This is a genomic window from Pilosibacter sp. NGB245, from assembly GCF_057397225.1.
The window spans coordinates 2,922,628-2,948,873 of sequence record NZ_CM171584.1; the positions used below are offsets into that span (position 1 = coordinate 2,922,628).

The following is a 26,246-nucleotide window of genomic DNA, read 5'->3' on the forward strand; positions in this document are numbered from 1 at the left end:
CCTCATACAGCCCGGGATTTCATATGAATGTTTTTTTTAACAATACAGGATCTATTTTGCAAGGATCGCAGTCAGTCCGAAGTAGATCAGGACGATCACGCCAAGGACGATACGGTAATATCCGAAGAACTTGAAGTCATGTTTCTTGACATATCCAAGTAAAAACTGGATCGAATACATGGAAACGATGAACGCGATCACCATCGCTGCCACCATGAAGAAGAGTTCCATCGCGGAGAATGCGAGTCCGTAGTGAACAATCTTTAAGAGGCTGGCGCCGAACATGACCGGAATTCCAAGGAAGAAGGTGAACTCGGATGCTACTGTTCTGGAGCAGCCGAGCATCATCGCGCCGAGGATCGTCGCGCCGGATCTCGATGTACCCGGGACCAGGGCGAGAAGCTGGAATAAACCGATATAGAAGGCGGTCTGGTAGCTGATCTGGGAGACCTTCTTTACCCGCGCCTCCGCATACTGATTGTGGTTCTCAAATGCGATGAAGATCACACCGTAGATGATCAGCATTGCCGCTACGACATACGGATTGTAGAGGTACTTATCCAGAACATCATCAAACAGGATTCCGATGACAGCCGCCGGGAGACACGCGATCACGATCTTGAACCATAAGTGCCAGGTTGCACGTTTCTGTGCCGGTTTCTTTCCCGGATCAAACGGGTTCAGCCGTCTGAAATACAGGACCAGGACGGCCAGGATCGCACCTAACTGGATCACAACGCGGAACACGTTCATAAAGTCCTCAGAGACGTTGAGGTGGACGATATTTTCCACCAGGATCAGGTGTCCGGTACTGCTGATCGGAAGCCATTCGGTGAAACCTTCTACGACACCGAATACGATGATCTTCAGAAATTCAATAAAATTACTCATATTCACTCCTATGCTTTATATTTTGAATATAGCGTGCGTTCTTCTTGTTTTCATTGTCATGAAAACAAGAAGCTTCGGGCATCCGCCCTATGTCAACAGGTTCAAAAAATGCTTCTGCAAGCAAGCTTGCGGCGCATTTTTCCGAACCCGCTGACGCACGCCAGATTGCTAGTTGGCGTTTTCGATCTGCCAGTCGATCGGCTCCAGGCCGTGTTCTTTTAAGAACTTATTTGTCTTGCTGAACGGACGGCTGCCGAAAAATCCGCGGTAGGCGGACAGCGGGCTCGGGTGCGGTGACTCGAGGATCAGGTGCTTCGGGTTCGTCAGCATCGGTTTTTTCATCTGCGCCGGGCGTCCCCAGAGGATGAACACCATCGGGCGGTCCTGTTCATTTAAGATGCGAATCGCGGCGTCCGTGAATTCCTCCCAGCCGATATTCTTGTGGGAGTTTGCCGCATGGGCGCGGACTGTGAGGACCGTGTTCAGGAGCATGACGCCCTGGTCGGCCCACTTCTTTAAATACCCGTTATTCGGGATATAACAGCCGCAGTCCTCATGAAGCTCTTTATAAATGTTTACGAGAGACGGCGGGATCTCCACCGACGGCTTCACGGAGAAGCTCAGCCCGTGGGCCTGCCCCGGCTCATGGTACGGGTCCTGTCCCAGGATCACGACTTTTACTTTAGCGAGAGGCGTGAACGCGAACGCGTTGAAGATGTCATCCGGCGCCGGGTAGACCTCCTTTGTCTCGTACTCGTTCTTTACGGTCTCATACAATTTTCTGTAATACGGCTTTTTGAATTCCCCGCTCATCGGGGCTAACCAGTCATTTGCGATCGCAGCCATATTTCCTCCTTGTAGTATTGATACATCAGTCGAAAAACTCTTCCGCAAATTTCACGGATGATTCCGCCACCGGACATGATTTTCCGGCCAGTTCTTCCGGAACCTGCGAAAAGATCTTATGGACACGGAACAGATACGCCTTATTGTTTAACATCGCCGTCTTCTCAAACGGCCAGCGGATCAGGGACGGATCTTTATAATTCTCCCCGAGCTCCAGAAGCACCGTATTCCTGTTTAAGGTGCAGGAAAGCCACAGCGTGTACGATTTCCAGTTTTCTTCCGTAAAGGATACGCTGTGCGGGACCGCGATATGTCCGGCATCAAACGGGAGTCTTTTTGCGTCCTCGTCTGCCAGGGACGTGATCATATAGTAGTCTTTTCCATCCAGAAACTTCTTTAATTGTTCAGCCGCATGGAGGATTTTCTCTTCCTCCGCGCCTTCTTTCTTCTTCCATTCAGAGCCGATCCCGACAAGGATCTTCTCCGCGGATCCCAGTTTTTCCCTCAGGATCTTCTCTGCTTCTGTCTTTTCCAAATGTTTCCTCCAATATCTGGCAGAAACTGCGCTCCGCCGGACCGGCACTTCTTTTTCGCGCTGTATTTCTATTTTCTGCCATTTTTTGTCGACCGTTACCATCATAACATAAATAGGTTCTTGATTCAACTGATCCATTTTTCTCTTTATTTTTAATTTTCTTAAATTTTTCTGTCCATACCGGAGCCCGATCCGTAAATTTCTCCGCACAAAGCCGCATGTCCGAAATTCCGTCTGCATTTTTCAAAGAGATTCCCGATCCGCTTTCACTTCCTGCCCATAACAAAATGTATATTTTTCTTCTGTCTTTCCCATACTTTTCATATATACGGATCAGCCTGATCCATGACGGATTTTTTATCATCCGTCACACGGAAGCTGACCTGTAAAACCTTCTTAATAGAAAGGATGATCACAATGGAAGAACACACAGTCGATCTGCTCCGGGAATGCGATTCCGGATGCGCGATGGCGGCGGAGAGTCTGGAACAGATCCGGGATTTTGTTTCCGATCAGGGATTATGGAATGAGATCACTGCGAGCTATGAAAAGCACCAGGATCTCGATCTGAGGATCAAAAAGACATTGCGTGCCATGGAAGAACAGGGAAAAGAGCCGGGCAAAATGGCATCCGCCTGGTCCTGGATGTCCACAGAAATGAGGATGATGGCAAAAGGCGGAGACAAAGAAGCCGCCAGTATTGTCACTGACGGCTGTAATATGGGGATCAAGACCATATGCGGTTATAAAAATCAGTATTCCGGTGCCTCAAAGGCCGCCATGGAACTCGCGGACGAGCTTACCGGGATGGAAGAAAATCTCAGAAATCATATGAAGAAATTTCTTTGACTCACTTAGCCTGTGACATAAGGCCGCCGCAATCATGATAAGGCCGGTTCCTACCAAAAATTTGCTTTTCATGATAGCCTTTTTTTATGTTTTCTTTTCTGTAAAAAGGGAGATCGCATAGTATCTCAAATATGCGATCTCCCTCTCTGCATTTTATTTATTTCTCGCGTTTCTTCAATGACCGACCCGCAAAAATCAGTGCGCCGCCAGCCATCATCAACAACCATACCGGCCACCAGGTTTGTCCTGTCTGCGGAAGCTTTGTTTCATCTGTTTCTACCGTCTCAGAGGTAGACTCGTTATTTTCCCCCGTAGTACCCGGAAGATTGGTCTCATCCGTGCCTCCTGCTGTCTGATCTGTCTCCGTTGTATTCGTCGATGTAGTGGTATTTGTAGTTACCGTCTGATTCTTTCTCGTTGTTGTTGAAGAACCAGAGTCATCAGAATCATCGGAGGAATCCGATCGGTTCGCGTTGCTCGGTGACTGTTTGTCCGCGTTGCTCGGTGATTTAACCGGAGTTGTCGGATTCGATGGATCCGGTTTCGGATCAACCGGCTGATCTGTGGATCCAGAGCCGCCTTTTTCATACAGCAGCGCGAACGGCGAAAATGATTCCGTGGAGAATTTCACGAAATCCACTCCATCAATCGTGACCTTTTCACAGTCCAGTTCTTCCGGGATATCGGTTGTCAACAAATCGTTGATATCCTCATTGCTCTCACGTTCAAGTCCTTTAAAATGAATGATATGGAACTCTGAGTCTGCTTTTGCGTCACTCGGAACCGGCCAGTACAGATTCATTTTCTGACCACTTCCCATCGTGACATAGGCATTCCCATTATGTGTATCCACCAGATCCAGATACCGGAACTGATACGTATACTTACCGTTCGCTTTTTCATTCTGATTGATATAGGCTGCCAGCAGGGAATCATCCAGAGTATGATCTACCAGCAAACATACACCCGTTGAATCCGCGCTGACACCAGAATCGTTGATAAAATACTGCGTGTCGTCCTGAGCTGTACCAGCAAGAAGATAACCTTTGTTCTGCGGATCGACGGAAGGCTCCGTATTTGAAATTTCGCGATAACTTTCATCGGTATTTCCGCGTACTTTCAAGGTTCCTGTTCCGAGCTTAAGCGGACGTGTCAGTGTTCTTCCATCTGTAGTTGTAATTGTCACCTGGTATATCTGTTCATCAAGCTGACCTGGGTAAAAGCTGATCTTATAGTTCCGAAACTGATCTTTTAACAGTGCTTTAAATTTTGAATCCACCATGACGGAACCATCCGCGCCTGTAAACTGTACACGGGCAGGCACTATCTCATCTGTACCGTTAATTTTACTGGGAAGTAGTTTGTAGATATAAACTCTACGGCCATTCTCCATAACATGGCTCATCGTTTCATCTCCATACAGTTTAAGTTCCCAGCTCCTGGTAGTTCCTTTTTTATCATCGTATGTCAGACTTAACTTACTGCTCAAATCTACTGGATTATCAACGGTGCCTCCTAGCATCGCGTTTACATCATCCGGCAGAGTCAGATAAAATCCAATCTCCGGCAGATCATTTTCAGCAAATTTGCCATCCTCACCGATTACTCCATAATAGCCATTACCGCCAACATAGCTCGTGATATCCATCGGAGAGATTGTGACTGAATATACTCCATCCGATTTCCACTGAGCATATACGGTCATGCTCTTTGTGACATCCGTTGCTGCTGTAAATGGATCGCCTGTGCCATCGGCTTTCGTGTTCCATCCCTCAAATGTATAGCCCTCACGAGTCGGCTCAGTTGTTGGCAGATCGAAATGATTGACAATTCCAGCCTGCTTTTCCTGCGCTGCAATGCGCGGATTAGCGTCAGTGTCACCACCATTCTTATCAAAGACTACGGAGATGCCTGTTGCTACCTGCCACATATAATAAGCATCGGTTCCATCAGCGTCAGCTACACGTTTTAAGAACAAGTTTTTTTGCAGCGCATCTTCGTTTCCGAGCAGAAATGTTCCCTGCGTCGGTGCATCACCATTTTTCTTGGAAAGAATATAATTATCACCTAATGTTGGTGCATACAGTGTCTGCCAGTCATCTGATTTTACGGTATAAACAGTGGTAACTCCAGAGGAATTTCCAACAATTTGCAGCGGGATAGTTCCTCCGTTTTCCGTGCCATCATAATTAGTGATAACAGCAGGGCAGCGGATTTCTGCGTTATTCGCGGTATAGTCACTCTGAAAATAGGCAGGAGCCATCAACGCTATCATACCATTGTTAGTAACATCACCTTTCAAGTTGCTGGTGCCGTGATCGATCAGACATCCTTTTTCACCAACACAAGTTGTTCCTTTGACAAAAATATCATTATAATTACTGGCATTATCGTATTTCTGTTCCCAGGTACCATCGATAATGGTATCGCCCCAGACCCAAACCTGATTCTCATCCGTGGTCAAAGAACTGCCATCTTCCACTTTCAAACCAGCGTTATAAGAGAAATTGTGGACAGTCACGTTGGTTCTCTCCGTCAAATTGACCTCTGACATTTTCTTGATAAATGGGATTGTTGCCTCGCAGGCGTACACATTCGCAACAGGAAATTCTTTTGAATAAGAAGAACCTTGCGTTCCGCGCAGACCAGTTCGGATTTTGGGATTGCCTGTAACATTGATTGCCGATCCAGTCGGTGCCTGATCCTGATCTGTATTCATGACAAGACCAACATCACCACCGTCTATATTAATAATTACAGGACCTTGCGCAGTACTTGCGGCTCCAGTTTCCCATAAGCCGATAATATAGCCCTCGTCATATTTTGTACCATAATAGCTGTTTTTTAGTTCGACATTATTTGCGTTGATTACAACAGAACCCTGGATTGCTGAATCACTCGCACCGAAAATATTTTGCACATGAGAACCATGAGCATTAATAGTAATACTTCCACCGACGTTTCCGCGAATCGCTCCATAGATTTCAGGGACATCATACGATGTTGGATCAGTACCTCTATCCCATCCCCATACATTCTCGTAAGTATCAATCGTGATATTTCCGTCAACCTCATAATTACCGACCGCTCCCGGCTCAGTCGCAAATCGGTTTCCAGCTCCCACGATTGGCCAGTTATAATTCAGTCTCAGAGTGTGGTCCGTATTTTCATATTTCTCTGCGCCAGCAATAATATGCAGATTGCCACGGATGATGGACTTATCAACATATTCCTGTGTACCACAGATTTCACTCGCTCTGCCAGAACGAATATCCAGTAAAACATCGCCTTTCATCTCGCACCCATAAGTACCTTCGATTGTTGGAGATGTTGTTCCATTCGGATTGTCATAAATTAAGGTGGCGTTTCCTCCTACGTACACATCTGGACTATCTTGACCATCACCGCTGGTGCCATCGCCTGTTACACAACCTGGATTAAGATGATTGCCACTATACATTTGGATATTACCAGTAATCTCCAGATATGTATCGCCTTCAACGGACCCCTTATAAGAACCACCAATGGCATTATGAAGTCCACTCGATGTACTTGGATTGATATCTCCGCTTGCTGCAACAACAACATGGGTGCTGGATACCGTGGCCATATAACCGCCGCCATACAGTGTTCCTGATAAATGGATCTCACCATCTTCAGTGAAAATTGTATTGTAACCGTTACAGTACAATTTATACCCTGTTACGTCTACATTATCAAATGTACAATCTCCCTTCAGGATACCTCTGCTCAAAAAATTGAGCTTATATTTCGTCTCTCCTTCACTGCACACTGTGACTTGCTTTCCATCCACGCCGAACTCTGTAACGTTTGAACTTTCTTCCGTTTGAGGCACTGTGACATTCTTTATCAGCTCAATTGTCGCTTCTGCATCACTGTTACTGGCAATTTTAAGTAATGCCTGCGTTAGTTCCTCCGTTGTAGCAACCTGATAAACATTTTCACTGCTCTCTGCATTATACACTGCCCGTTGTGTTTTTGCCGCCTGTGTTTCGGTCGGTTTTACATTACTGCCGGTATCCACAATCTGGTCAGCGTTGCTCGAAGTTGATATTTCCTGGGTTTCCTGGTTTTCCTGGCTTTCCTTGTTTTTCTGCTGTCCACCACTCTCCGCGGCAGCAGCGTTCCCATACATTAAAGTTAATACCATGCTGACAGACATCAAACATGCCAACAATCTCTTTCTCATAATTCACACTCTTCTTTCTTCTGTCTGTGTAAGGATGCAGACCTGTATCCTTACTTTCCTCCATGCTGCTTATTTTTAACGTCTTCTGGCTCTTTTTCCTTCTTTCGCGTTTCCGTTCTCTGTTTAACTGTGTTTAATGGTATCACCTCTTTTCTTTCCCTTACTTTTCCCGTTTTTTATCAGCCGACCCGCAAAAATCAGCGCGCCGCCAGCCATCATCAACAACCATACCGGCCACCAGGTTTGTCCTGTCTGCGGAAGCTTTGTTTCATCTGTTTCTACCGTCTCAGAGGTAGACTCGTTATTTTCCCCCGTAGTACCCGGAAGATTGGTCTCATCCGTGCCTCCTGCTGTCTGATCTGTCTCCGTTGTATTCGTCGATGTAGTGGTATTTGTAGTTACCGTCTGATTCTTTCTCGTTGTTGTTGAAGAACCAGAGTCATCAGAATCATCGGAGGAATCCGATCGGTTCGCGTTGCTCGGTGACTGTTTGTCCGCGTTGCTCGGTGATTTAACCGGAGTTGTCGGATTCGATGGATCCGGTTTCGGATCAACCGGCTGATCTGTGGATCCAGAGCCGCCTTTTTCATACAGCAGCGCGAACGGCGAAAATGATTCCGTGGAGAATTTCACGAAATCCACTCCATCAATCGTGACCTTTTCACAGTCCAGTTCTTCCGGGATATCGGTTGTCAACAAATCGTTGATATCCTCATTGCTCTCACGTTCAAGTCCTTTAAAATGAATGATATGGAACTCTGAGTCTGCTTTTGCGTCACTCGGAACCGGCCAGTACAGATTCATTTTCTGACCACTTCCCATCGTGACATAGGCATTCCCATTATGTGTATCCACCAGATCCAGATACCGGAACTGATACGTATACTTACCGTTCGCTTTTTCATTCTGATTGATATAGGCTGCCAGCAGGGAATCATCCAGAGTATGATCTACCAGCAAACATACACCCGTTGAATCCGCGCTGACACCAGAATCGTTGATAAAATACTGCGTGTCGTCCTGAGCTGTACCAGCAAGAAGATAACCTTTGTTCTGCGGATCGACGGAAGGCTCCGTATTTGAAATTTCGCGATAACTTTCATCGGTATTTCCGCGTACTTTCAAGGTTCCTGTTCCGAGCTTAAGCGGACGTGTCAGTGTTCTTCCATCTGTAGTTGTAATTGTCACCTGGTATATCTGTTCATCAAGCTGACCTGGGTAAAAGCTGATCTTATAGTTCCGAAACTGATCTTTTAACAGTGCTTTAAATTTTGAATCCACCATGACGGAACCATCCGCGCCTGTAAACTGTACACGGGCAGGCACTATCTCATCTGTACCGTTAATTTTACTGGGAAGTAGTTTGTAGATATAAACTCTACGGCCATTCTCCATAACATGGCTCATCGTTTCATCTCCATACAGTTTAAGTTCCCAGCTCCTGGTAGTTCCTTTTTTATCATCGTATGTCAGACTTAACTTACTGCTCAAATCTACTGGATTATCAACGGTGCCTCCTAGCATCGCGTTTACATCATCCGGCAGAGTCAGATAAAATCCAATCTCCGGCAGATCATTTTCAGCAAATTTGCCATCCTCACCGATTACTCCATAATAGCCATTACCGCCAACATAGCTCGTGATATCCATCGGAGAGATTGTGACTGAATATACTCCATCCGATTTCCACTGAGCATATACGGTCATGCTCTTTGTGACATCCGTTGCTGCTGTAAATGGATCGCCTGTGCCATCGGCTTTCGTGTTCCATCCCTCAAATGTATAGCCCTCACGAGTCGGCTCAGTTGTTGGCAGATCGAAATGATTGACAATTCCAGCCTGCTTTTCCTGCGCTGCAATGCGCGGATTAGCGTCAGTGTCACCACCATTCTTATCAAAGACTACGGAGATGCCTGTTGCTACCTGCCACATATAATAAGCATCGGTTCCATCAGCGTCAGCTACACGTTTTAAGAACAAGTTTTTTTGCAGCGCATCTTCGTTTCCGAGCAGAAATGTTCCCTGCGTCGGTGCATCACCATTTTTCTTGGAAAGAATATAATTATCACCTAATGTTGGTGCATACAGTGTCTGCCAGTCATCTGATTTTACGGTATAAACAGTGGTAACTCCAGAGGAATTTCCAACAATTTGCAGCGGGATAGTTCCTCCGTTTTCCGTGCCATCATAATTAGTGATAACAGCAGGGCAGCGGATTTCTGCGTTATTCGCGGTATAGTCACTCTGAAAATAGGCAGGAGCCATCAACGCTATCATACCATTGTTAGTAACATCACCTTTCAAGTTGCTGGTGCCGTGATCGATCAGACATCCTTTTTCACCAACACAAGTTGTTCCTTTGACAAAAATATCATTATAATTACTGGCATTATCGTATTTCTGTTCCCAGGTACCATCGATAATGGTATCGCCCCAGACCCAAACCTGATTCTCATCCGTGGTCAAAGAACTGCCATCTTCCACTTTCAAACCAGCGTTATAAGAGAAATTGTGGACAGTCACGTTGGTTCTCTCCGTCAAATTGACCTCTGACATTTTCTTGATAAATGGGATTGTTGCCTCGCAGGCGTACACATTCGCAACAGGAAATTCTTTTGAATAAGAAGAACCTTGCGTTCCGCGCAGACCAGTTCGGATTTTGGGATTGCCTGTAACATTGATTGCCGATCCAGTCGGTGCCTGATCCTGATCTGTATTCATGACAAGACCAACATCACCACCGTCTATATTAATAATTACAGGACCTTGCGCAGTACTTGCGGCTCCAGTTTCCCATAAGCCGATAATATAGCCCTCGTCATATTTTGTACCATAATAGCTGTTTTTTAGTTCGACATTATTTGCGTTGATTACAACAGAACCCTGGATTGCTGAATCACTCGCACCGAAAATATTTTGCACATGAGAACCATGAGCATTAATAGTAATACTTCCACCGACGTTTCCGCGAATCGCTCCATAGATTTCAGGGACATCATACGATGTTGGATCAGTACCTCTATCCCATCCCCATACATTCTCGTAAGTATCAATCGTGATATTTCCGTCAACCTCATAATTACCGACCGCTCCCGGCTCAGTCGCAAATCGGTTTCCAGCTCCCACGATTGGCCAGTTATAATTCAGTCTCAGAGTGTGGTCCGTATTTTCATATTTCTCTGCGCCAGCAATAATATGCAGATTGCCACGGATGATGGACTTATCAACATATTCCTGTGTACCACAGATTTCACTCGCTCTGCCAGAACGAATATCCAGTAAAACATCGCCTTTCATCTCGCACCCATAAGTACCTTCGATTGTTGGAGATGTTGTTCCATTCGGATTGTCATAAATTAAGGTGGCGTTTCCTCCTACGTACACATCTGGACTATCTTGACCATCACCGCTGGTGCCATCGCCTGTTACACAACCTGGATTAAGATGATTGCCACTATACATTTGGATATTACCAGTAATCTCCAGATATGTATCGCCTTCAACGGACCCCTTATAAGAACCACCAATGGCATTATGAAGTCCACTCGATGTACTTGGATTGATATCTCCGCTTGCTGCAACAACAACATGGGTGCTGGATACCGTGGCCATATAACCGCCGCCATACAGTGTTCCTGATAAATGGATCTCACCATCTTCAGTGAAAATTGTATTGTAACCGTTACAGTACAATTTATACCCTGTTACGTCTACATTATCAAATGTACAATCTCCCTTCAGGATACCTCTGCTCAAAAAATTGAGCTTATATTTCGTCTCTCCTTCACTGCACACTGTGACTTGCTTTCCATCCACGCCGAACTCTGTAACGTTTGAACTTTCTTCCGTTTGAGGCACTGTGACATTCTTTATCAGCTCAATTGTCGCTTCTGCATCACTGTTACTGGCAATTTTAAGTAATGCCTGCGTTAGTTCCTCCGTTGTAGCAACCTGATAAACATTTTCACTGCTCTCTGCATTATACACTGCCCGTTGTGTTTTTGCCGCCTGTGTTTCGGTCGGTTTTACATTACTGCCGGTATCCACAATCTGGTCAGCGTTGCTCGAAGTTGATATTTCCTGGGTTTCCTGGTTTTCCTGGCTTTCCTTGTTTTTCTGCTGTCCACCACTCTCCGCGGCAGCAGCGTTCCCATACATTAAAGTTAATACCATGCTGACAGACATCAAACATGCCAACAATCTCTTTCTCATAATTCACACTCTTCTTTCTTCTGTCTGTGTAAGGATGCAGACCTGTATCCTTACTTTCCTCCATGCTGCTTATTTTTAACGTCTTCTGGCTCTTTTTCCTTCTTTCGCGTTTCCGTTCTCTGTTTAACTGTGTTTAATGGTATCACCTCTTTTCTTTCCCTTACTTTTCCCGTTTTTTATCAGCCGACCCGCAAAAATCAGCGCGCCGCCAGCCATCATCAACAACCATACCGGCCACCAGGTTTGTCCTGTCTGCGGAAGCTTTGTTTCATCTGTTTCTACCGTCTCAGAGGTAGACTCGTTATTTTCCCCCGTAGTACCCGGAAGATTGGTCTCATCCGTGCCTCCTGCTGTCTGATCTGTCTCCGTTGTATTCGTCGATGTAGTGGTATTTGTAGTTACCGTCTGATTCTTTCTCGTTGTTGTTGAAGAACCAGAGTCATCAGAATCATCGGAGGAATCCGATCGGTTCGCGTTGCTCGGTGATTTAACCGGAGTTCCCGGATTCGATGGATCCGGTTTCGGATCAACCGGCTGATCTGTGGATCCAGAGCCGCCTTTTTCATACAGCAGCGCGAACGGCGAAAATGAATGTGTCGTAAAAGTGATAAACTCCTTTCCAGCAATCACAATTTTTTCACATGAAATCTCGGTTGGTGGATTCTGTCTCAACTGCTCACCTGTATCCACGTTGCTTTCACGATGAAGCGTCTCAAAATGGATGATCCGAAATTCCGAATCTCTGGACGCGTCTTTCGGTACTGGCCAGTAGACATTCATTTTCTGTCCCTCTGCCATTGTCACATACGCGTCTCCATTATGGGTGTCCACTAGATCAAGGTATTTGAAAATATACGAAAATCTTCCATCTGTATTGACGTTCTTATCAAGATACTCTGCCAGGGAACCATCGCCCAGACTCTGATCCACCAGTAGGCGAACGCCGGACGGATCTGTCACTTTGACATTTCCCTTATTAATAAAGTACATCGTATCTGGCTGTGCGGCACTTGCGAGAATCCGCTCAGGAGCATCGAGCTCGAGCTTCGGTCCTCCATATGTCACGTCAGAAAACTTTTCTTCCACATTCCCTCGAACTTTTAAATTTCCAGTTCCCGCACGTACCGTCCGAGTGAGTGTCTTATTTCCCACTTTGATCTTTGCGCGGATAAGAGACGCATTCAGGTTAACGGAATAAATATCTACCTTGTAGTCGCGGAATGTATCATTTTCCTTGACCGGGAAATCAGAGCTGACAATGACAGATCCATCCGGTGCCATAAATTTCAGACCGACCGGAATGGTCTCATCCGTGCCGTTTACCTTACCTGGAAGGATCCGATAAATCCGGTGCTCTGTTCCATTCAGCGTTGAGGAGCTGTGTTCCTCATCTCCATAAAGCTTCAGATTCCATACTATTGTCGTTCCATTTCCATCATCGTAGGTCAGTTCGATATGATCGCTCACATCACTGCCCGCTCCCTCATCCTGAAGAGCCTGACTGATGTTTGCCGGAAGAGTCAGGTAATATCCCATCTCAGGCAGATCATTGGAAGCAAATTGGTTATCCGATCCGATTACGCCTTTGTATCCATTGCCGCCAACATAGACCGTAATATCCATCGGTGTGATCGTGATCGCGTATGCGGAATCCGGATCTTCTTTCCACTCTCCATAAAGAACCGTATCTGTGCTCAATGTCGTTCCATCCACATATTTCTGAGTGAGTTCCTGATCCAGATACCAGCCATCAAATTTATATCCCTCTTCTGATTCCTCCTGCGATTTTGCCGTATATGCGCTGTTAACGCGAACCGCATCATCCACTGGAGGCTTTGCGTCAGACGGCGTGCATGTTCCTACCCACTCATAATGGATTCTTATCCCTGGAATATATGTCATCCAGTCCGTTTCATGCTGGCTTTCTCCTATCGCCAGCCCTGAATGCATTTTTTTACTTGGAACAAAGATTCTGTCGAGATCAGCCGTTTTCGCTGCCTCCGCTCCACCGGCTTCATTTGTATATAATACTAATTTTGTACCAATTGCGCTGAGGTTCTCGACATGATCTTCCTCACTCGTAATCATGATTGGTGCTTCACTGGTTGTTCCTGTATATTCCGATATCATCTTTATATAATGATCCGTCGGAAGATACACATCATTGTCGGAAGCGACCTGTGCGGAATCTCCCATTTCAAAAAAGCCGTTTACATATATTCCATCACCCGTAGTATTTTTCTGATCGCCCGGATTATTGCCAGATACATCGCCGCCTGTCATGGTAAATGTACAATTTGGGGAGATATATGCGCCCCCGGCATTTTCTGCTTTATTTTTCTGACAGGAACCGCCTGTCTGACGTAGCTGTGACCCACGCCAGATATAATAGCCTCCACCTGTACCGCTCGCCTGGTTTTGGGAAATTGTACCGCCTTTTATGAAAAGTTCGGTATTATCTTGTACCATGATTCCACCACCAAAGGCTGCCTCATTTTCTGAAAGCAGACCATCTGAGATCTCGCCGGTTCCCTTCATACTGTACATAAAAATCCCACCGCCAAAGTCTGATACTTTATTTCCTATCAGCTTTCCACCATTCATACGGAATTTTGTACTATTGAAAAACATCGCAAGCGCTCCACCGCTTCCGTCTGTCACCTCATTATCCGCAATTATGCCGTTATTGATTTCAACCGAAACCTCCGGACTATTGTTTCCTGACTGGGGGAACGTTACAAGACCGCCGCCATAGGTTTGAGCCACATTTTCTGAAATCTCGCCACCATTCATAACAAACGAAGCCGGTAATGAAGTAAGCAGCTGATTGTGATTTTCACCTACTCCTGACATATCCTGCCAGTCCGCAAGATAAATTCCTCCGCCATAGCCGAACTGGCTGCCTATCGTGTAGGTTTTGTTTTTCTCAATGGAACCCCCATTCATGACCATTGAGGATCCAATAACCGCTACACCACCACCGCGGTTCGCCGTGTTTCCAGTGATCAGACCACCGTTCATCGTGAATGTACTATTATTTGCGATTGTCACTGCTCCACCATAATGCACGTTATGGTTGGTATTGTTTTGAATAACCGCACCATCATTCATCGTCATATTGAATCCATTGATTCCGAATACAGCTGTTCCCATCATCTGGGCATTATTGTTTTCCAGGATCGCGCCATCATTCAGTGTCAGGCTTCCTCCATGAAATGCCTGAATGATCGAATCTCCTGTTTCGCTCTCGTCCGGATTCTTAATGGTGTTCTCCGCATCGATCACGATATTGCTGAGCGTAAGATTTGAGTTCTCACCCTTCAGGTCGATCATATAGCTTATAAATCCGTAACGGTTCAATGTTTTTCCGTCCAGATCCCATTCTTCTGTTCCGTCTATCACATAATTTCCACAGAGATATACATGTTCAAATGAGTTTTCTTCCATCAAGCTCTTAGCCTGCTCAAACGTTTTGACTGCGTTTTCCCTGTCTAGTCCCGTGTTTCCATCATCGCCATCTGACTGGGATAAATAAATACCATCGGGCAAATCAGCCTTCTGTTTGGTCTTTTTTGTGGCAAAAAGAGCTGGGTTAGAAGCGCTTGCTATGTGTTCTTTGTCATCCAACGGGTATTTCTGTATATCAGATGCCTCTGAATCTGTTGCCTTTATCGGCAGTATCTCTTCTGTTTCATCTGTAGTAGTCGTTCTAGTATTTTGCAATACCCCCCCCGGGTATCTTTTGCGTATGAAAATGGACTTGCCGAGGCCATGATCATACTAATTGCCAATACCAACGATAAGCATCGTTGTTTCATGTGCAGTCTCTCCTTCTTTTTATTTGCAAATCAGTATTATATTCTCTTATCTTGTGTGGTCATGCCAAAGTAAGTCCTTATAACTTCCGCTTGATTTAAGAATTTTTACAATTTACATACGGGGTATATTATAGCACTAATTTTTACCAAAACAAGTTATTTGAATATTTTCTAAAATTTATAAACTAAATATACCACCTTTATTACATCCAAAATCGGCCCCGGTATTTTTTCTGAAAAGCGCAAAAAAGAACACACTTTTACATGTACTCTTTTTGCTACGTTTTTCTATCTTCCGGCCGGTGCCCCGCCACCGCCGGAAGCTCCGGCGGATGCGCCGGTCTCAACACCGGCCACCTGCCATACATAGGACTCGTAGGCGGAGACGAGATTCAGTTTTGCCGTATTCATCGCTGCCTCGCCGGAGAGCCATGCGGATTCACCGGAAAGATAGGCGTTCTTTGAGAGCATGCCTGCTGCCTGCTTCTTCTGCACCGTATCCCATGCCTGTTTTGCGGCGGAATAGGCGCTCTCCGCTGCCTCATACTGGGATACGGCATTCTGGAGATTCTCGTATGTGGATCTCAGGCTGATCTCCGCGTTCTGGGATGCCTCGCTGATCCGCTGCTTTCTGAGCTCCCGGTTATCCGTTCCGGTGACCTTTGATTTCATCTCGCTGACCCAGGTGGGATCGTTGCTGATGGCTGTCTGAAGGTCATTCTCCACAGAAACTGCACGGATCGCCGCCATATCCGGATCCGGGACTGTGCCGATCTCCACATCGGTGCGCCCGGAAAGTCCGAGCAGCGTCAGAAGACTTTCCTTCAATTCACTCTGCTGCTCTTTCAGGGATGCCAGGGAGTTCTGCTGCCGTTCCAGGCTGCTCTTCTCCGACTCCAGCTCCGTATCCTTGATGAGACCAGCCGACCGTTTCTTCACCGCCGCGTCGTAGGAACTCTGCGCCGCCTCCACATTTTTTTCCATCGCCGCCACATTGGCTGCCATCTGGTTGTAGGAGTTCATCAGGTTCTGTGCCGATGCCGTCAGGGTATCCGCCAGATCCTCCATGGTCTTCTCCTGACTTGCGGAATTCATTCGGTTGATCGTGGACTGCACCTGCGCCATGGAAGTTCGGATGTTTTTCGCATTATTCTCGTAGAGTTCCTGCATTTCTGTGTCGCCGTCATCCTTGTAGGAATCTGCCATCTTTTTCAGGTAGTTGTACTCTTCCTTTAACGTCTCGTGCATCTTTTCATAGGGCGCACTCTGGCGGTTCTGGCTGTCCTGACTCTGCAGGTAAGAAAAGTTTCCTGTTTTGATCAGCTCCCGCAGATCGCTGTACTCGATTTTTGTGATCTGACTTGGATCTGCGGAATCGGATTCCGCTGCGTAGGATACGATTTTGCAGGATGAGAGCGCTCCGGCGATCACTCCGTACATATTTCCGGGGATATCGTCCGCGTTGTTCCCACCTCCGGCTGCCGCGAAAATTGCCGCACCGAATACCAGACCGCCCATCCATTTTTTATATGTTTTCATTCTTTCACCTCACATCAACTCATTCCCAATCTGCATTCCATGCCATTTTGCATTTTTCTGCTGTGACAGGAATCATTCCCGGCAAAGAGGAACTTATGACGCCGACGCCAGTCCTGCCACCGCCCAGTCATATGTGACCTTCGCGGTGAGAAAGCTTAACCTTGCGGATTCCATGGAAGTTTTCGCAGAAAGGCAGGCGGATTCCTGCTTCGCGTATGTCTTCTTTGTGATGGTTCCGGCGGAGAGTCTTAACTCTGCTGCTGCCCGTTCCTTCTCCGCAAGCTCATAGCTCGTCTTCGCCTGTTCGTAACTGTCCTTTGCGAGTACCAGGCTGTTGTAGGCGTTCTTCACGTTTGTGGAAACCGTGTCTTTCTGATTCGACAGTGTGCTTGTATAAGTCACTCTGTTGTTCTCCGACTGGGAGTTCGCAAGTCTGCGCTCCGTAATTTTAATGCTGTAGTTGTTCGCGATGGCTGTCTGGATATCTGAATCCACATTGATGGAGGAAACTGCGGAGGTGTCCACATCCGGCAGACTTCCGATCTCCACGGAATCATTGTAGTTCCAGCCTAACATGATCACAAGCTGCTGCCTCGTCTGCTCTAAACTGCTCTTCGCGGCTTGCAGGGACGCCTTCGCATTTGTAACCGCCTCCGCCGCGTTGTCGACCTCCGACTGCAGGGTCATTCCCGCGGATTTTCTCGTCTGCGCCTGGGTGTATGTGGTCTCTGCCTGGGTCACCGCGTCCTCTAAGGTATCCAGAGATGCCTTTCCGCTGTAATAGGAGATCATCAGCTTCTGCGCCTGCTGCACGATGCTCTTTTCCGCCTGCTCATATCCGAGGCGTTTGATCTCACCGTCATCCACGTTGTTATCTCCCTGCTCCGTCAGGTTATCCACGGAGATCTCGCTGTTTAACGCCTGGGAAATCTGTCCCGCGTAGTTTGCGCTGTCATCGTCCGGGTAGCTGATCCGCTCGGATACCTCGCTTGCGGAATCATAATATTCCTTTGCGATATCCGTGCTGGTCTTTCCCTTATATTTCTGATAGTCCAGCTCATTCTGGCGGACCGTTGTGTTGTACTCATGGATCAAGTCCGCGATCTCTCCGTATTCCAGCTTGTTATCCTGGAGAGATGCCCATTTTTCCGCTGTATATGCAAATTCCGGGCTTGTCGCAAACGCCTGAATCGGCGTCACACTCATCATAAGTGCCATAGCGAACAAGCCTGCAATCTTCCATTCCTTCATGCTGATATCCATTCCTTTCTGCGGCAGATACAGGTCCGCCCTGGGGATAAATTCCCCCAGGGTGTTCCCAAAACCTTTTTATCCTTTTAAACCTTTTTAATGAAACCTTTAAATTTAATCCTTAATTTGATCCTCTTTTATGACCTTTTATTTTAAACCCGAATTTAAATATCCAGTACCTTCCTCTCCTTCTTACCGTTCATGATCGCGTAGTAAACCGGAAGAATAAACAATGCAACCAGAATACCTGCCGTCAGACCACCGATATTTACGATCGCCAGACCTTTCGTCGTGGACGCGCTGCTTCCTGTGGAGAGCACCATCGGAATCATGGAAAGGATCGTGGTGGAGCTTGTCATTAAGATCGGGCGGAGACGTGTCGCTCCGGCCTCAACAAGAGCAGTCTTAAGCTCCATCGTCATCCGGTACTGATTGACTGTATCCACATAAAGGATACCGTTGTTTACGACCGTACCAATTAAGATCAGGAATCCCAAAATAGATGTCATACTGATGGTCGTGCCGGTCAGCTTCAGAAGTCCGAAGGAACCGACAAGGCTGAAGGGGATCGTTGTCATGACCATGAAGGAGAACTTTGGGGATTCGAACTGGGCTGCCATGACTACGAATACCAGGAATACCGCAACCGCGATGGCCTGATACAGGGATGAGAATTCCTCCGCCATCATACGGTTTCTGGAGTTTGTACCGATGGTCACACCGGACGGAAGATTCGGCCGAACCACCTCGCTGTCGATGAGATTCTTCACATTTCCGTTTACATAATCCGCCGTGATCGTAACCTCGTACGCTTTATCGGTCTTGGAGATGGAGGATGGGTTATCCTTAAAGACAACATCCGCCACATCGGAAACCGCTACGGTTCCGCCGCTTCCTGTCGTGATCAGCATATTCTTTACCTGCTCAACCGTGCGGTACATACCTTCCGGATACTCTGCCTTGACGCTGACCTCATTTCCGTCGATGGTTAGGGTCGCGATCTCGGTTCCGTCAAGCATCTGCTTTACTTGCTGTCCGATGGATGCCGCCGTGAGACCTTCCGCGGAAGCTGCCACCTGATCTACATTGATGGATACAACCGGAGCCGTGTTCTCCACATCGGAGTGGACATTCTTTACATCATCTCTGGCAACCATCTCGCTTACGATCTTGTCCGCGGCTTCCTTCACCGTGTCGTAATCAGAACCGTCAAGGATCACCTCATAATCATTCTGTCTTCCCATGAAGCTCATAGAAGCAGACGCCTCTACCTCAATGGTACAGTTCTCAAGACCTGACATCTCGTCTTCCCACTCAGATACGATCTCATCCGTGCTCATCTTTCTGTCATCCTTTAAATAGGCACTGACGGTTCCGCTGCTGCCGTTGTAACGGAGCATGTAGGAATCCACATCCTCGTGGCTGCTGACGATAGATTCCACCTGAGTCAGGATATCATCTGCCTTCTCATCGAGAAGACCTGGTCTTGTGGTGATCGTCACGGAGATCGTACCGTTATCATCGGATGTCATGAGCTCACTCTGCATGCCGCTCGCGAGGAAGAGCGTAGCTGCGACAAGTCCGATAGAGCCCAGCATGACGATGGCTTTATGTTTCAGTACCATCGGAAGTAGCTTCCGGTATCCGAACTGAAGCAGCTTCATAAGACCGGATAACGGTGCTTTTTCCCGTTCCTTCGGCTTATACAGCATATATGTCAGCGGAACGACCGTGATCGCGGAAAGCAGGGACGCACTCATACAGAATACGATGGTCCAGCCGAGCGGTGTGAACATCTGGCCGCTCATTCCGTTTAAGGTTGTAAGAGGGATAAATACAACACAGGTCGTCAGGGTGGAACCGAGGACGGACATGGCAACCAGACCAGTGCCTTCCAGAGATGCCTTCGCGTACTCCACGAACCCGCGCCCATCCATCTTATCCATGGCCCGGAAACAGCTCTCTAAAACAACGATGGAGTTGTCGACCATCATGCCGACGCCGAGAACCAGAGCACTCATAGTAATGACATTTAAGGTAAAACCGACTCTCGTCATCAGGATCAGGGATACCAGAATGGAGGTCGGGATCGAGCTTCCGACGATCAGGGATGCCTTGATATCACCGAAGAAAAGCCAGATGATGATCATGGAAATAATAACTGCCAGAACCATCGTCTGAGCCACATCCAGAAGGGAGGATTTGATGCTGTCTGCACTGTCACGGGCAATCTCGATGTGAAGTCCGGAATCTGCTGCCTCCAGAGATTCAACCGTTTCTTTTACATCTGAGGAAAGCTTCATGGCGGAGATGTCCTGCTTCTTCGATACGGAGATGGAGATGGTTTCCTGTCCGTTATAGCGGGACACACCGCCCATTTGTTCTTCCGTGGTGTACACATCTGCAATGTCTTCCAGATACACAGTCTTACCGCTCTGGGTCGTGATCGGAACCTTTTTCAGATCCTCCAGCGTGCCGGCCTTCGCGGATGTTGTGACGGAGAGGGAGAGATCGCCGTATTCCGCGGATCCGGACGGATAGGAGAGATCTGACGCCGCCATGGCACTAGTGATCTGATTCACCGTCACTTTATACTGTTTCATCTTTACCGGATCGAGTTCCACCTTCACATACTCGGAGGAACCACCCATGGATTCCACCTGGGCAACTGTAGAAAGCTGCTCAAATACCGGTGTGATGTTCTGGTCTACATAGTCGTAGAGGTCTTCCTGCGTGTCGTGGGAGATGGAGAGCATGATGTCGTTTCCGCCGTTCATGTTCATCTCCATGACGCTCGTATTACAGTCCTCCGGGAGTCCGCGGATGCTGTTTAAGGAACGTGTCAGTTCATTGTAGGCATCATCCATATCCTGATCATAATCATACTCCAGCATGATCATGGCATTTCCCTCGTTGGAGGTGGATGACATGCTCTTTACGCCCTCCAGCGTACTGACCTGATCCTCTATGGGCTTTGTCACCAGTTCATCCATGTCTTCCGGTGTTGCACCGGAATATGACGCGCGAACGATCAGCATCGGCTGGTCTGTATCCGGCATCTGCTCCAGTGTCGCGTTAAATACGGAGGAGATACCGAAAACAAGGATACAGAGCAGGGCTAAGATCGTCGTGACCGGACGTTTTAATACATATCTCGTAAGTCCCATGATCAGCCCTCCTGTGCTGCACTGCTGCCGGCAGCGCTGTTATCTGCGGCTGGTGTCTCGCCGACTGCTCCGTCTGCCGGGGCATTCTCACCTGCCGGGGCTGCTCCGCCGTTATGGCCTGCTGCGTCCGAAGCTGCCTGACCATCCGGTGCGCCAGCTTCTCCGTTCTGGGCTGCCTGGCTGTTCTGATCACCTGCTCCTTCCGGGGCTGCCTGGCTGTCGTCGCTTCCGGAAAGCTGGATATCCGCGCCCTCATACAGGTTGTTGCTCCAGGTGCTCACGACAAGGTCATCTGCGGAAAGTCCGTCTGTGACCTCCACATAATCATCATCGTTGATTCCGACCTCGATGGACGCTTTTTTCGCCTTTCCATCTTCATACAGGTAGACGTAAGCGTTTCCGCCACTGTAATACACGGCATCCACCGGGATCGTCATGACGTTTTCGGCTTTTCCCGTCGTAACGGTGAGCTTCACGGTACTTCCCGTCGCCGCGTTATTGTCTGTATCGGTAAGCTGCGCCTCCACCTTAAACATTCCTGTGGAATCGTCCACCATGGTGTTGATCTCATCGATCATTGCATTGTATGTATTTCCGCTCTTTTCTACTGTCAGCGAATCGCCAACCGCAAGGTTCTCCAGCATTCTCTGGGTGACATAGAATGTCACCTTCTTCTCGCCCTCGCCGGAGATCACGCAGAGCTCTCCGTTCATATTCGCCCGGTCGTAAACTTCCGCGCTGCAGCTCTCCACCTTTCCGGAGATCGGAGCCGTCACACTGCTGTAGCTGACCTGCTGATCATAGGAGGTCTTCGCGGAATTGTACTGGAGCTGTGCCGTCTTCACCGCGTTTGTATACTGTTCATATTCCTGTTCGGAGAGGTCGCCGCCATCGTAGAGGATCTGCATTCTTGCGAGATCACTCTGAGCCTTCTGAAGATTTACCTGCGCGGAATCCACAGAATTTTTCGCATTTGCAACCTGCTCCGTATCGATCGTAAAAAGGACCTGGCCCTTCGTGACCGTATCGCCCGCCTTCACATAAACCGCCGTGATATCTCCGGATGCCTTTGCGTATACATGGACCACATCATCCGGTTCCACCGTCCCAGTCAGCTCCGTTGTCAGATAGATACTTCCTGTCTCCGGCTCCTCCGCACGGACCACGGTACTCTGGCTTTCCTGCTGCATACCGCCCATTCCTCCCGGACCGCCGCCGGGGCCGCCCATACCCCCCTGCATTCCGCCGCCCGACGAGTTTCCTTTCATCACGATTACACCTGCTGCCGCTGCAACTACAACGACTCCTGCTGCCGTACACAGGATGATGTTCCTTTTTTTCATGATCCTATATGCTCCCTTCCTGATGATCCTTGTTATTTTCTGCCTTTTTGAATGTTATAGCCAATAATATAAAAGTCATTTGTGAACACTTTGTGAGGAAATTTTCAGGAAATTGTGAGGACTCTTTCACAGATGGGATTTTTATGATATATCTTTAGATAGAAATGCCAGCCGGCTATGACACAAATGTTGGAAAAACTTTTATGTCCAAACCGATTATCTGCAAATGAAAATGTATAATTTTATCAAATATACGTGTAATTCATGAAATTATAGAATAGAGGTACAATATTAATGTCAAAACTATTGATCGTTGACGACGATATCCGTCTCAGGAAACTGGTTCGAACATATGGAGAAGTGGAGCATTATGAATGTGATGAGGCCGCAGATGGACTTGCGGCACTGGAAAAATTACAGAATGATCATTTCGATCTCGTGATCCTGGACGTTATGATGCCGGGACTCGACGGTTTCGAAACGTTAGAGCGGATCCGCAAGACCAGCGAGATCCCGGTGATCATGTTGACCGCCAGAAACGAAGAATACGATAAGCTCACAGGCTTTGGTCTCGGAGTGGATGACTACGTCTCAAAACCCTTCAGCCCGAAAGAGCTCATGGCGCGGGTGGGCGCGGTCTTAAAACGCAACGGAAAGAAAAGTGCTGTTCTCTCCTATCAATATAAAGAGCTTGAGATCCGCCCGGATTCCCGCACCGCCTCCATCTCCGGGAGGGAGCTGGTTCTTGCCCCGAAGGAATTTGATCTCCTCCTGGAGCTTGTGAAAAATCCCGGAACTGTCATGAGGCGGGACAAGCTCCTTCAGGATGTCTGGGGATACAGCTACTGCGGCGACGGACGCACCGTGGACACCCACGTTAAATCTGTCCGTGACCGTCTCGGCCCGTACCGCTCCATGATCCAGACCGTATGGGGCGTCGGATATAAATTCGATCCTGATGCCGCGATCCGGTAATTCGGCCTGACAGCTCCCGCCGGGCACACCTCAGATACTGACTGGAATTGAAAAACATTACCGATAAAGGAAAATTATGGAAAATATCAATGAAACCAAAAAATCCGAGCTGAAAGCTCTTCACAGAAAAAAACGCCCCGGGCTGATGTTTCAGCTCTGGGGCATGATGATGGGGCTTGTTGTCCTGACCGCAGCCTGTATGTGGTTCGTACAGGTCTTTTTCTTCGAACACACCTATGCGGAGACAGCCCTGTCCAACTCCTTAAAACAGCTGCAGCCGGTTATGAGCGACCTGACAAACCGGGACCTGACGGAAGACGATCGTCTTCTGCCTTTTTTGAGCCGGATGATCGACGGAACGATCTTTCTCGTAGACGATGCAGGAGATCTGACCGATATTTACAGCTATGGCCATCTCCTTGCCGGTGTTCAGAATGAGCCTGAATACGGAATCTGGAAATTTATCAGAAATTCCGATGAGTTTTCCAATGTTAAGGCACGCCAGATCTATCAGAACGTATTAAAAAGCGATCACCATATAATCAATATCCATATTGGGATCCCTGTCACCTACGCCGGTGAGAACGCCTATCTTCTGATTGAAAATATGATCCGTACCGATACAGCCTTTACATTCAACCGGATGCAGCTGATCATTCTCACCGTGGTCCTGACCATCGCCGCGTCCATCCTCGCCGCCGTGGGCTCCGGATATTTCACAAAGCCGATCTTTGCAATCAAACACACGGTGGACCGGCTCGCAGAAAATGATTTTTCCGCCCGCGCCGATGTAAACCGCCAGGATGAGCTCGGCGAACTGGCGGAATCTGTCGGACTTCTCGGCCAGGCCCTGGCCCGCGTCGATGTTCTTCGAAAGGAAGTCATCGCTAATGTTTCCCATGAGCTCCGCTCTCCACTTTCCGTGATCTCCGGCTATGCAGAACTTGTCCGGGACATTCACTGGAAAGATGAGGCGGCCAGAAACGAAGATCTGGACCTTATTATTGAGGAATCCAACCGAATGAGTGAGATGGTAAATGATATTTTAGATTATTCCCAGCTTCAGTCCGGCTATATCAGGCTCCGTCCGGAATTCTTTGATTTCACAGGGTTGGCGGAATCCGAGACCTCCCACTGCGCGGCAGCCGCCGCGACTTACGGGATCCGGGTTCGCTTTGACGCTCCCAAAGAGTCTGTTTTTATATATGCCGACCCGTTAAAGCTCAGTCAGGTACTCCGGAATCTTCTCTACAACGCCATCAATCATACTCCGGAAGGCGATACCATTACCGTCTCTCTGGAAACCAAAGCTAATCACACTGTCCGACTTTCCGTAACGAATCCCGGCACCCCGATCTCAGAGGAGGACAAAAAGATCATCTGGGAGCGCTACCAGCGAAGCCAGCACCAGAGCGGCCGCCGCATGGGTACCGGGATCGGACTCTCCATCGTCAGTACGATCTTAAATGCCCACGGAATGAAATATGGGGTGGATTCCGACGAAAAAGAAACCGTGTTCTGGTTTGAAGTGACAAAAGCCGATGTTCCGCAGGAATCTTAGTTTTATCCCCGCCGTCTGCAGACTTCATAATGTAAACGCCTGCACTGCCCAACCATTAAAATATTCTGTCTTTTTGCGGTATATTCGTGACAAAATAAAGCACTGAGGCAAAAAGGACTGGCAAAACACCGTAATGCTTTTTGCCAGTCCTTTTTTTTAAATTCCTAATCTTTCAAAAAAATTCTTATAAAATTCTGTTTTCAACAATTCTTTAGCACCATAACGGTCATACTTATTCCACAGTGGATCATCATCCATATTTACATATAATGGAAAATGTTTATCTGCAAATTCTCTGCTAAGCTTTTGATGCATTTCCGTTGACTCCTGTATTAAATGTTCTGCAGCATCCTCCGCCCATACATGAAGTGCCTTTGTCATTACTTTTACCGCCTGATCTGGACATTCCTCATATAAAACTTCCAGCATATAATAGTAAACTCTTACACATAATGAAGAGAATCCCGATTTACCTGCTGCAGCTGAACCGTCAATCTGAGGGACCTTATAACCTGGATCATATTCCGCAAAACACTTCGCTTTCTTGTCGGACGGAACATTTGCCTTTCTCAAAACAACGTGGAAATCGCAATAGCCATCCCCATCTTGTGTCAGGGTCTGTGCCAGATTAACCTGAGTCAGACCAAATGCATATTCCTGATAGCATGCGCGATGAAATTCTTCACAATAAATTCTTCCTATTCTTCTTGCATCATATTGATCCCAAACTTCTGCCATCGGGCAAACAAGTGTATGTGAATTTCGTTCTTCATCTGTCAATTTCAAGCGATCCCTGCGAAATCTCGGATCTGACGGCAGATCACTGCATACGGCAAACAGACTATGCATATTAATTTTTACACCCAGTGCCTCGTGCTTTTCTCTTCGAGTTCGACCACGGTCTTTGCCATATCGCCTCGTTGCTTCGCGGACGATTCGTTCCCCCTTTTCTCCAAGAGCGTTCATAATCTCTCTTGCGAGCAATGCATACATAATTGTATAACTATCCTGAAGATGAATCACTTCCAATTGATTATTTGTATACATGG

14 protein-coding genes are annotated in these 26,246 nt (G+C 47.5%); 3 read left to right on the top strand and 11 right to left on the bottom strand.

Annotated features, from left to right (window positions below):
• Nucleotides 1-51: 51 nt before the first annotated feature.
• From ACXMYH_RS13120 to ACXMYH_RS13130, 3 genes are all read right to left on the bottom strand, one after another.
• Nucleotides 52-891, bottom strand: coding sequence for an undecaprenyl-diphosphate phosphatase (locus ACXMYH_RS13120; protein WP_215702210.1), 840 nt, complete (start codon nt 889-891; stop codon nt 52-54).
• Nucleotides 892-1,059: 168 nt separating this feature from the next.
• Nucleotides 1,060-1,737: a uracil-DNA glycosylase gene (locus ACXMYH_RS13125; protein ID WP_142412734.1), complete on the bottom strand. Its 678-nt coding sequence runs from the start codon at nt 1,735-1,737 to the stop codon at nt 1,060-1,062.
• A gap of 25 nt (nt 1,738-1,762) precedes the next feature.
• Nucleotides 1,763-2,272, bottom strand: coding sequence for a hypothetical protein (locus ACXMYH_RS13130; protein WP_486555039.1), 510 nt, complete (start codon nt 2,270-2,272; stop codon nt 1,763-1,765).
• A gap of 417 nt (nt 2,273-2,689) precedes the next feature.
• On the opposite strand from ACXMYH_RS13130, the gene ACXMYH_RS13135 reads away from it, so the two are divergent.
• Nucleotides 2,690-3,121 carry a hypothetical protein gene (locus ACXMYH_RS13135; RefSeq protein WP_118533321.1) on the top strand — a complete coding sequence of 144 codons (432 nt, stop codon included), beginning with the start codon at nt 2,690-2,692 and terminating at the stop codon, nt 3,119-3,121.
• 157 nt (nt 3,122-3,278) lie between these two features.
• Here the strand turns inward: ACXMYH_RS13135 and ACXMYH_RS13140 are convergent, their stop codons facing one another.
• The 7 genes from ACXMYH_RS13140 to ACXMYH_RS13170 form a co-directional block, all read right to left on the bottom strand.
• A complete protein-coding gene (locus ACXMYH_RS13140) occupies nt 3,279-7,331 on the bottom strand; it encodes an InlB B-repeat-containing protein (RefSeq protein WP_329752643.1) in 4,053 nt (1,350 codons plus the stop codon).
• A gap of 123 nt (nt 7,332-7,454) precedes the next feature.
• Complete coding sequence (locus ACXMYH_RS13145) at nt 7,455-11,543, bottom strand: InlB B-repeat-containing protein (RefSeq protein WP_486555040.1); 4,089 nt, start codon at nt 11,541-11,543, stop codon at nt 7,455-7,457.
• Nucleotides 11,544-11,666: 123 nt separating this feature from the next.
• Nucleotides 11,667-15,092, bottom strand: a complete 3,426-nt coding sequence (locus tag ACXMYH_RS13150) for an InlB B-repeat-containing protein (RefSeq protein ID WP_329752644.1) — start codon at nt 15,090-15,092, stop codon at nt 11,667-11,669.
• 557 nt (nt 15,093-15,649) lie between these two features.
• Complete coding sequence (locus ACXMYH_RS13155; RefSeq protein WP_486555041.1) at nt 15,650-16,900, bottom strand: hypothetical protein; 1,251 nt, start codon at nt 16,898-16,900, stop codon at nt 15,650-15,652.
• A gap of 93 nt (nt 16,901-16,993) precedes the next feature.
• A complete protein-coding gene (locus tag ACXMYH_RS13160) occupies nt 16,994-18,151 on the bottom strand; it encodes a TolC family protein (RefSeq protein ID WP_486555042.1) in 1,158 nt (385 codons plus the stop codon).
• 164 nt (nt 18,152-18,315) lie between these two features.
• A complete protein-coding gene (locus ACXMYH_RS13165) occupies nt 18,316-21,318 on the bottom strand; it encodes an efflux RND transporter permease subunit (RefSeq protein ID WP_329752647.1) in 3,003 nt (1,000 codons plus the stop codon).
• Nucleotides 21,319-21,320: 2 nt separating this feature from the next.
• Nucleotides 21,321-22,661: an efflux RND transporter periplasmic adaptor subunit gene (locus ACXMYH_RS13170; RefSeq protein WP_329752648.1), complete on the bottom strand. Its 1,341-nt coding sequence runs from the start codon at nt 22,659-22,661 to the stop codon at nt 21,321-21,323.
• A gap of 294 nt (nt 22,662-22,955) precedes the next feature.
• Between ACXMYH_RS13170 and ACXMYH_RS13175 the strand changes: the two genes are divergently transcribed.
• Together ACXMYH_RS13175 and ACXMYH_RS13180 are read left to right on the top strand one after the other, a co-directional pair.
• Nucleotides 22,956-23,636 carry a response regulator transcription factor gene (locus ACXMYH_RS13175; protein WP_329752649.1) on the top strand — a complete coding sequence of 227 codons (681 nt, stop codon included), beginning with the start codon at nt 22,956-22,958 and terminating at the stop codon, nt 23,634-23,636.
• Nucleotides 23,637-23,712: 76 nt separating this feature from the next.
• Nucleotides 23,713-25,197, top strand: coding sequence for a sensor histidine kinase (locus tag ACXMYH_RS13180; protein WP_486555043.1), 1,485 nt, complete (start codon nt 23,713-23,715; stop codon nt 25,195-25,197).
• A 156-nt stretch (nt 25,198-25,353) separates the two neighbouring features.
• On the opposite strand, the gene ACXMYH_RS13185 is transcribed toward ACXMYH_RS13180, so the two are convergent.
• The gene (locus ACXMYH_RS13185; RefSeq protein WP_329752651.1) at nt 25,354-26,244 is read right to left on the bottom strand and encodes an L-2-amino-thiazoline-4-carboxylic acid hydrolase; all 891 of its coding nucleotides are present in this window, start codon (nt 26,242-26,244) and stop codon (nt 25,354-25,356) included.
• Nucleotides 26,245-26,246 lie beyond the last annotated feature (2 nt).

What these genes read in the sequence shown, in the direction of transcription:
- ACXMYH_RS13120 (WP_215702210.1), bottom strand. Translation starts at nt 891, where the DNA reads ATGAGTAATTTTATTGAATTTCTGAAGATCATCGTATTCGGTGTCGTA.
- ACXMYH_RS13125 (WP_142412734.1), bottom strand. Translation starts at nt 1,737, where the DNA reads ATGGCTGCGATCGCAAATGACTGGTTAGCCCCGATGAGCGGGGAATTC.
- ACXMYH_RS13135 (WP_118533321.1), top strand. Translation starts at nt 2,690, where the DNA reads ATGGAAGAACACACAGTCGATCTGCTCCGGGAATGCGATTCCGGATGC.
- ACXMYH_RS13140 (WP_329752643.1), bottom strand. Translation starts at nt 7,331, where the DNA reads ATGAGAAAGAGATTGTTGGCATGTTTGATGTCTGTCAGCATGGTATTA.
- ACXMYH_RS13145 (WP_486555040.1), bottom strand. Translation starts at nt 11,543, where the DNA reads ATGAGAAAGAGATTGTTGGCATGTTTGATGTCTGTCAGCATGGTATTA.
- ACXMYH_RS13155 (WP_486555041.1), bottom strand. Translation starts at nt 16,900, where the DNA reads ATGAAAACATATAAAAAATGGATGGGCGGTCTGGTATTCGGTGCGGCA.
- ACXMYH_RS13160 (WP_486555042.1), bottom strand. Translation starts at nt 18,151, where the DNA reads ATGAAGGAATGGAAGATTGCAGGCTTGTTCGCTATGGCACTTATGATG.
- ACXMYH_RS13165 (WP_329752647.1), bottom strand. Translation starts at nt 21,318, where the DNA reads ATGGGACTTACGAGATATGTATTAAAACGTCCGGTCACGACGATCTTA.
- ACXMYH_RS13170 (WP_329752648.1), bottom strand. Translation starts at nt 22,661, where the DNA reads ATGAAAAAAAGGAACATCATCCTGTGTACGGCAGCAGGAGTCGTTGTA.
- ACXMYH_RS13175 (WP_329752649.1), top strand. Translation starts at nt 22,956, where the DNA reads ATGTCAAAACTATTGATCGTTGACGACGATATCCGTCTCAGGAAACTG.
- ACXMYH_RS13180 (WP_486555043.1), top strand. Translation starts at nt 23,713, where the DNA reads ATGGAAAATATCAATGAAACCAAAAAATCCGAGCTGAAAGCTCTTCAC.
- ACXMYH_RS13185 (WP_329752651.1), bottom strand. Translation starts at nt 26,244, where the DNA reads ATGTATACAAATAATCAATTGGAAGTGATTCATCTTCAGGATAGTTAT.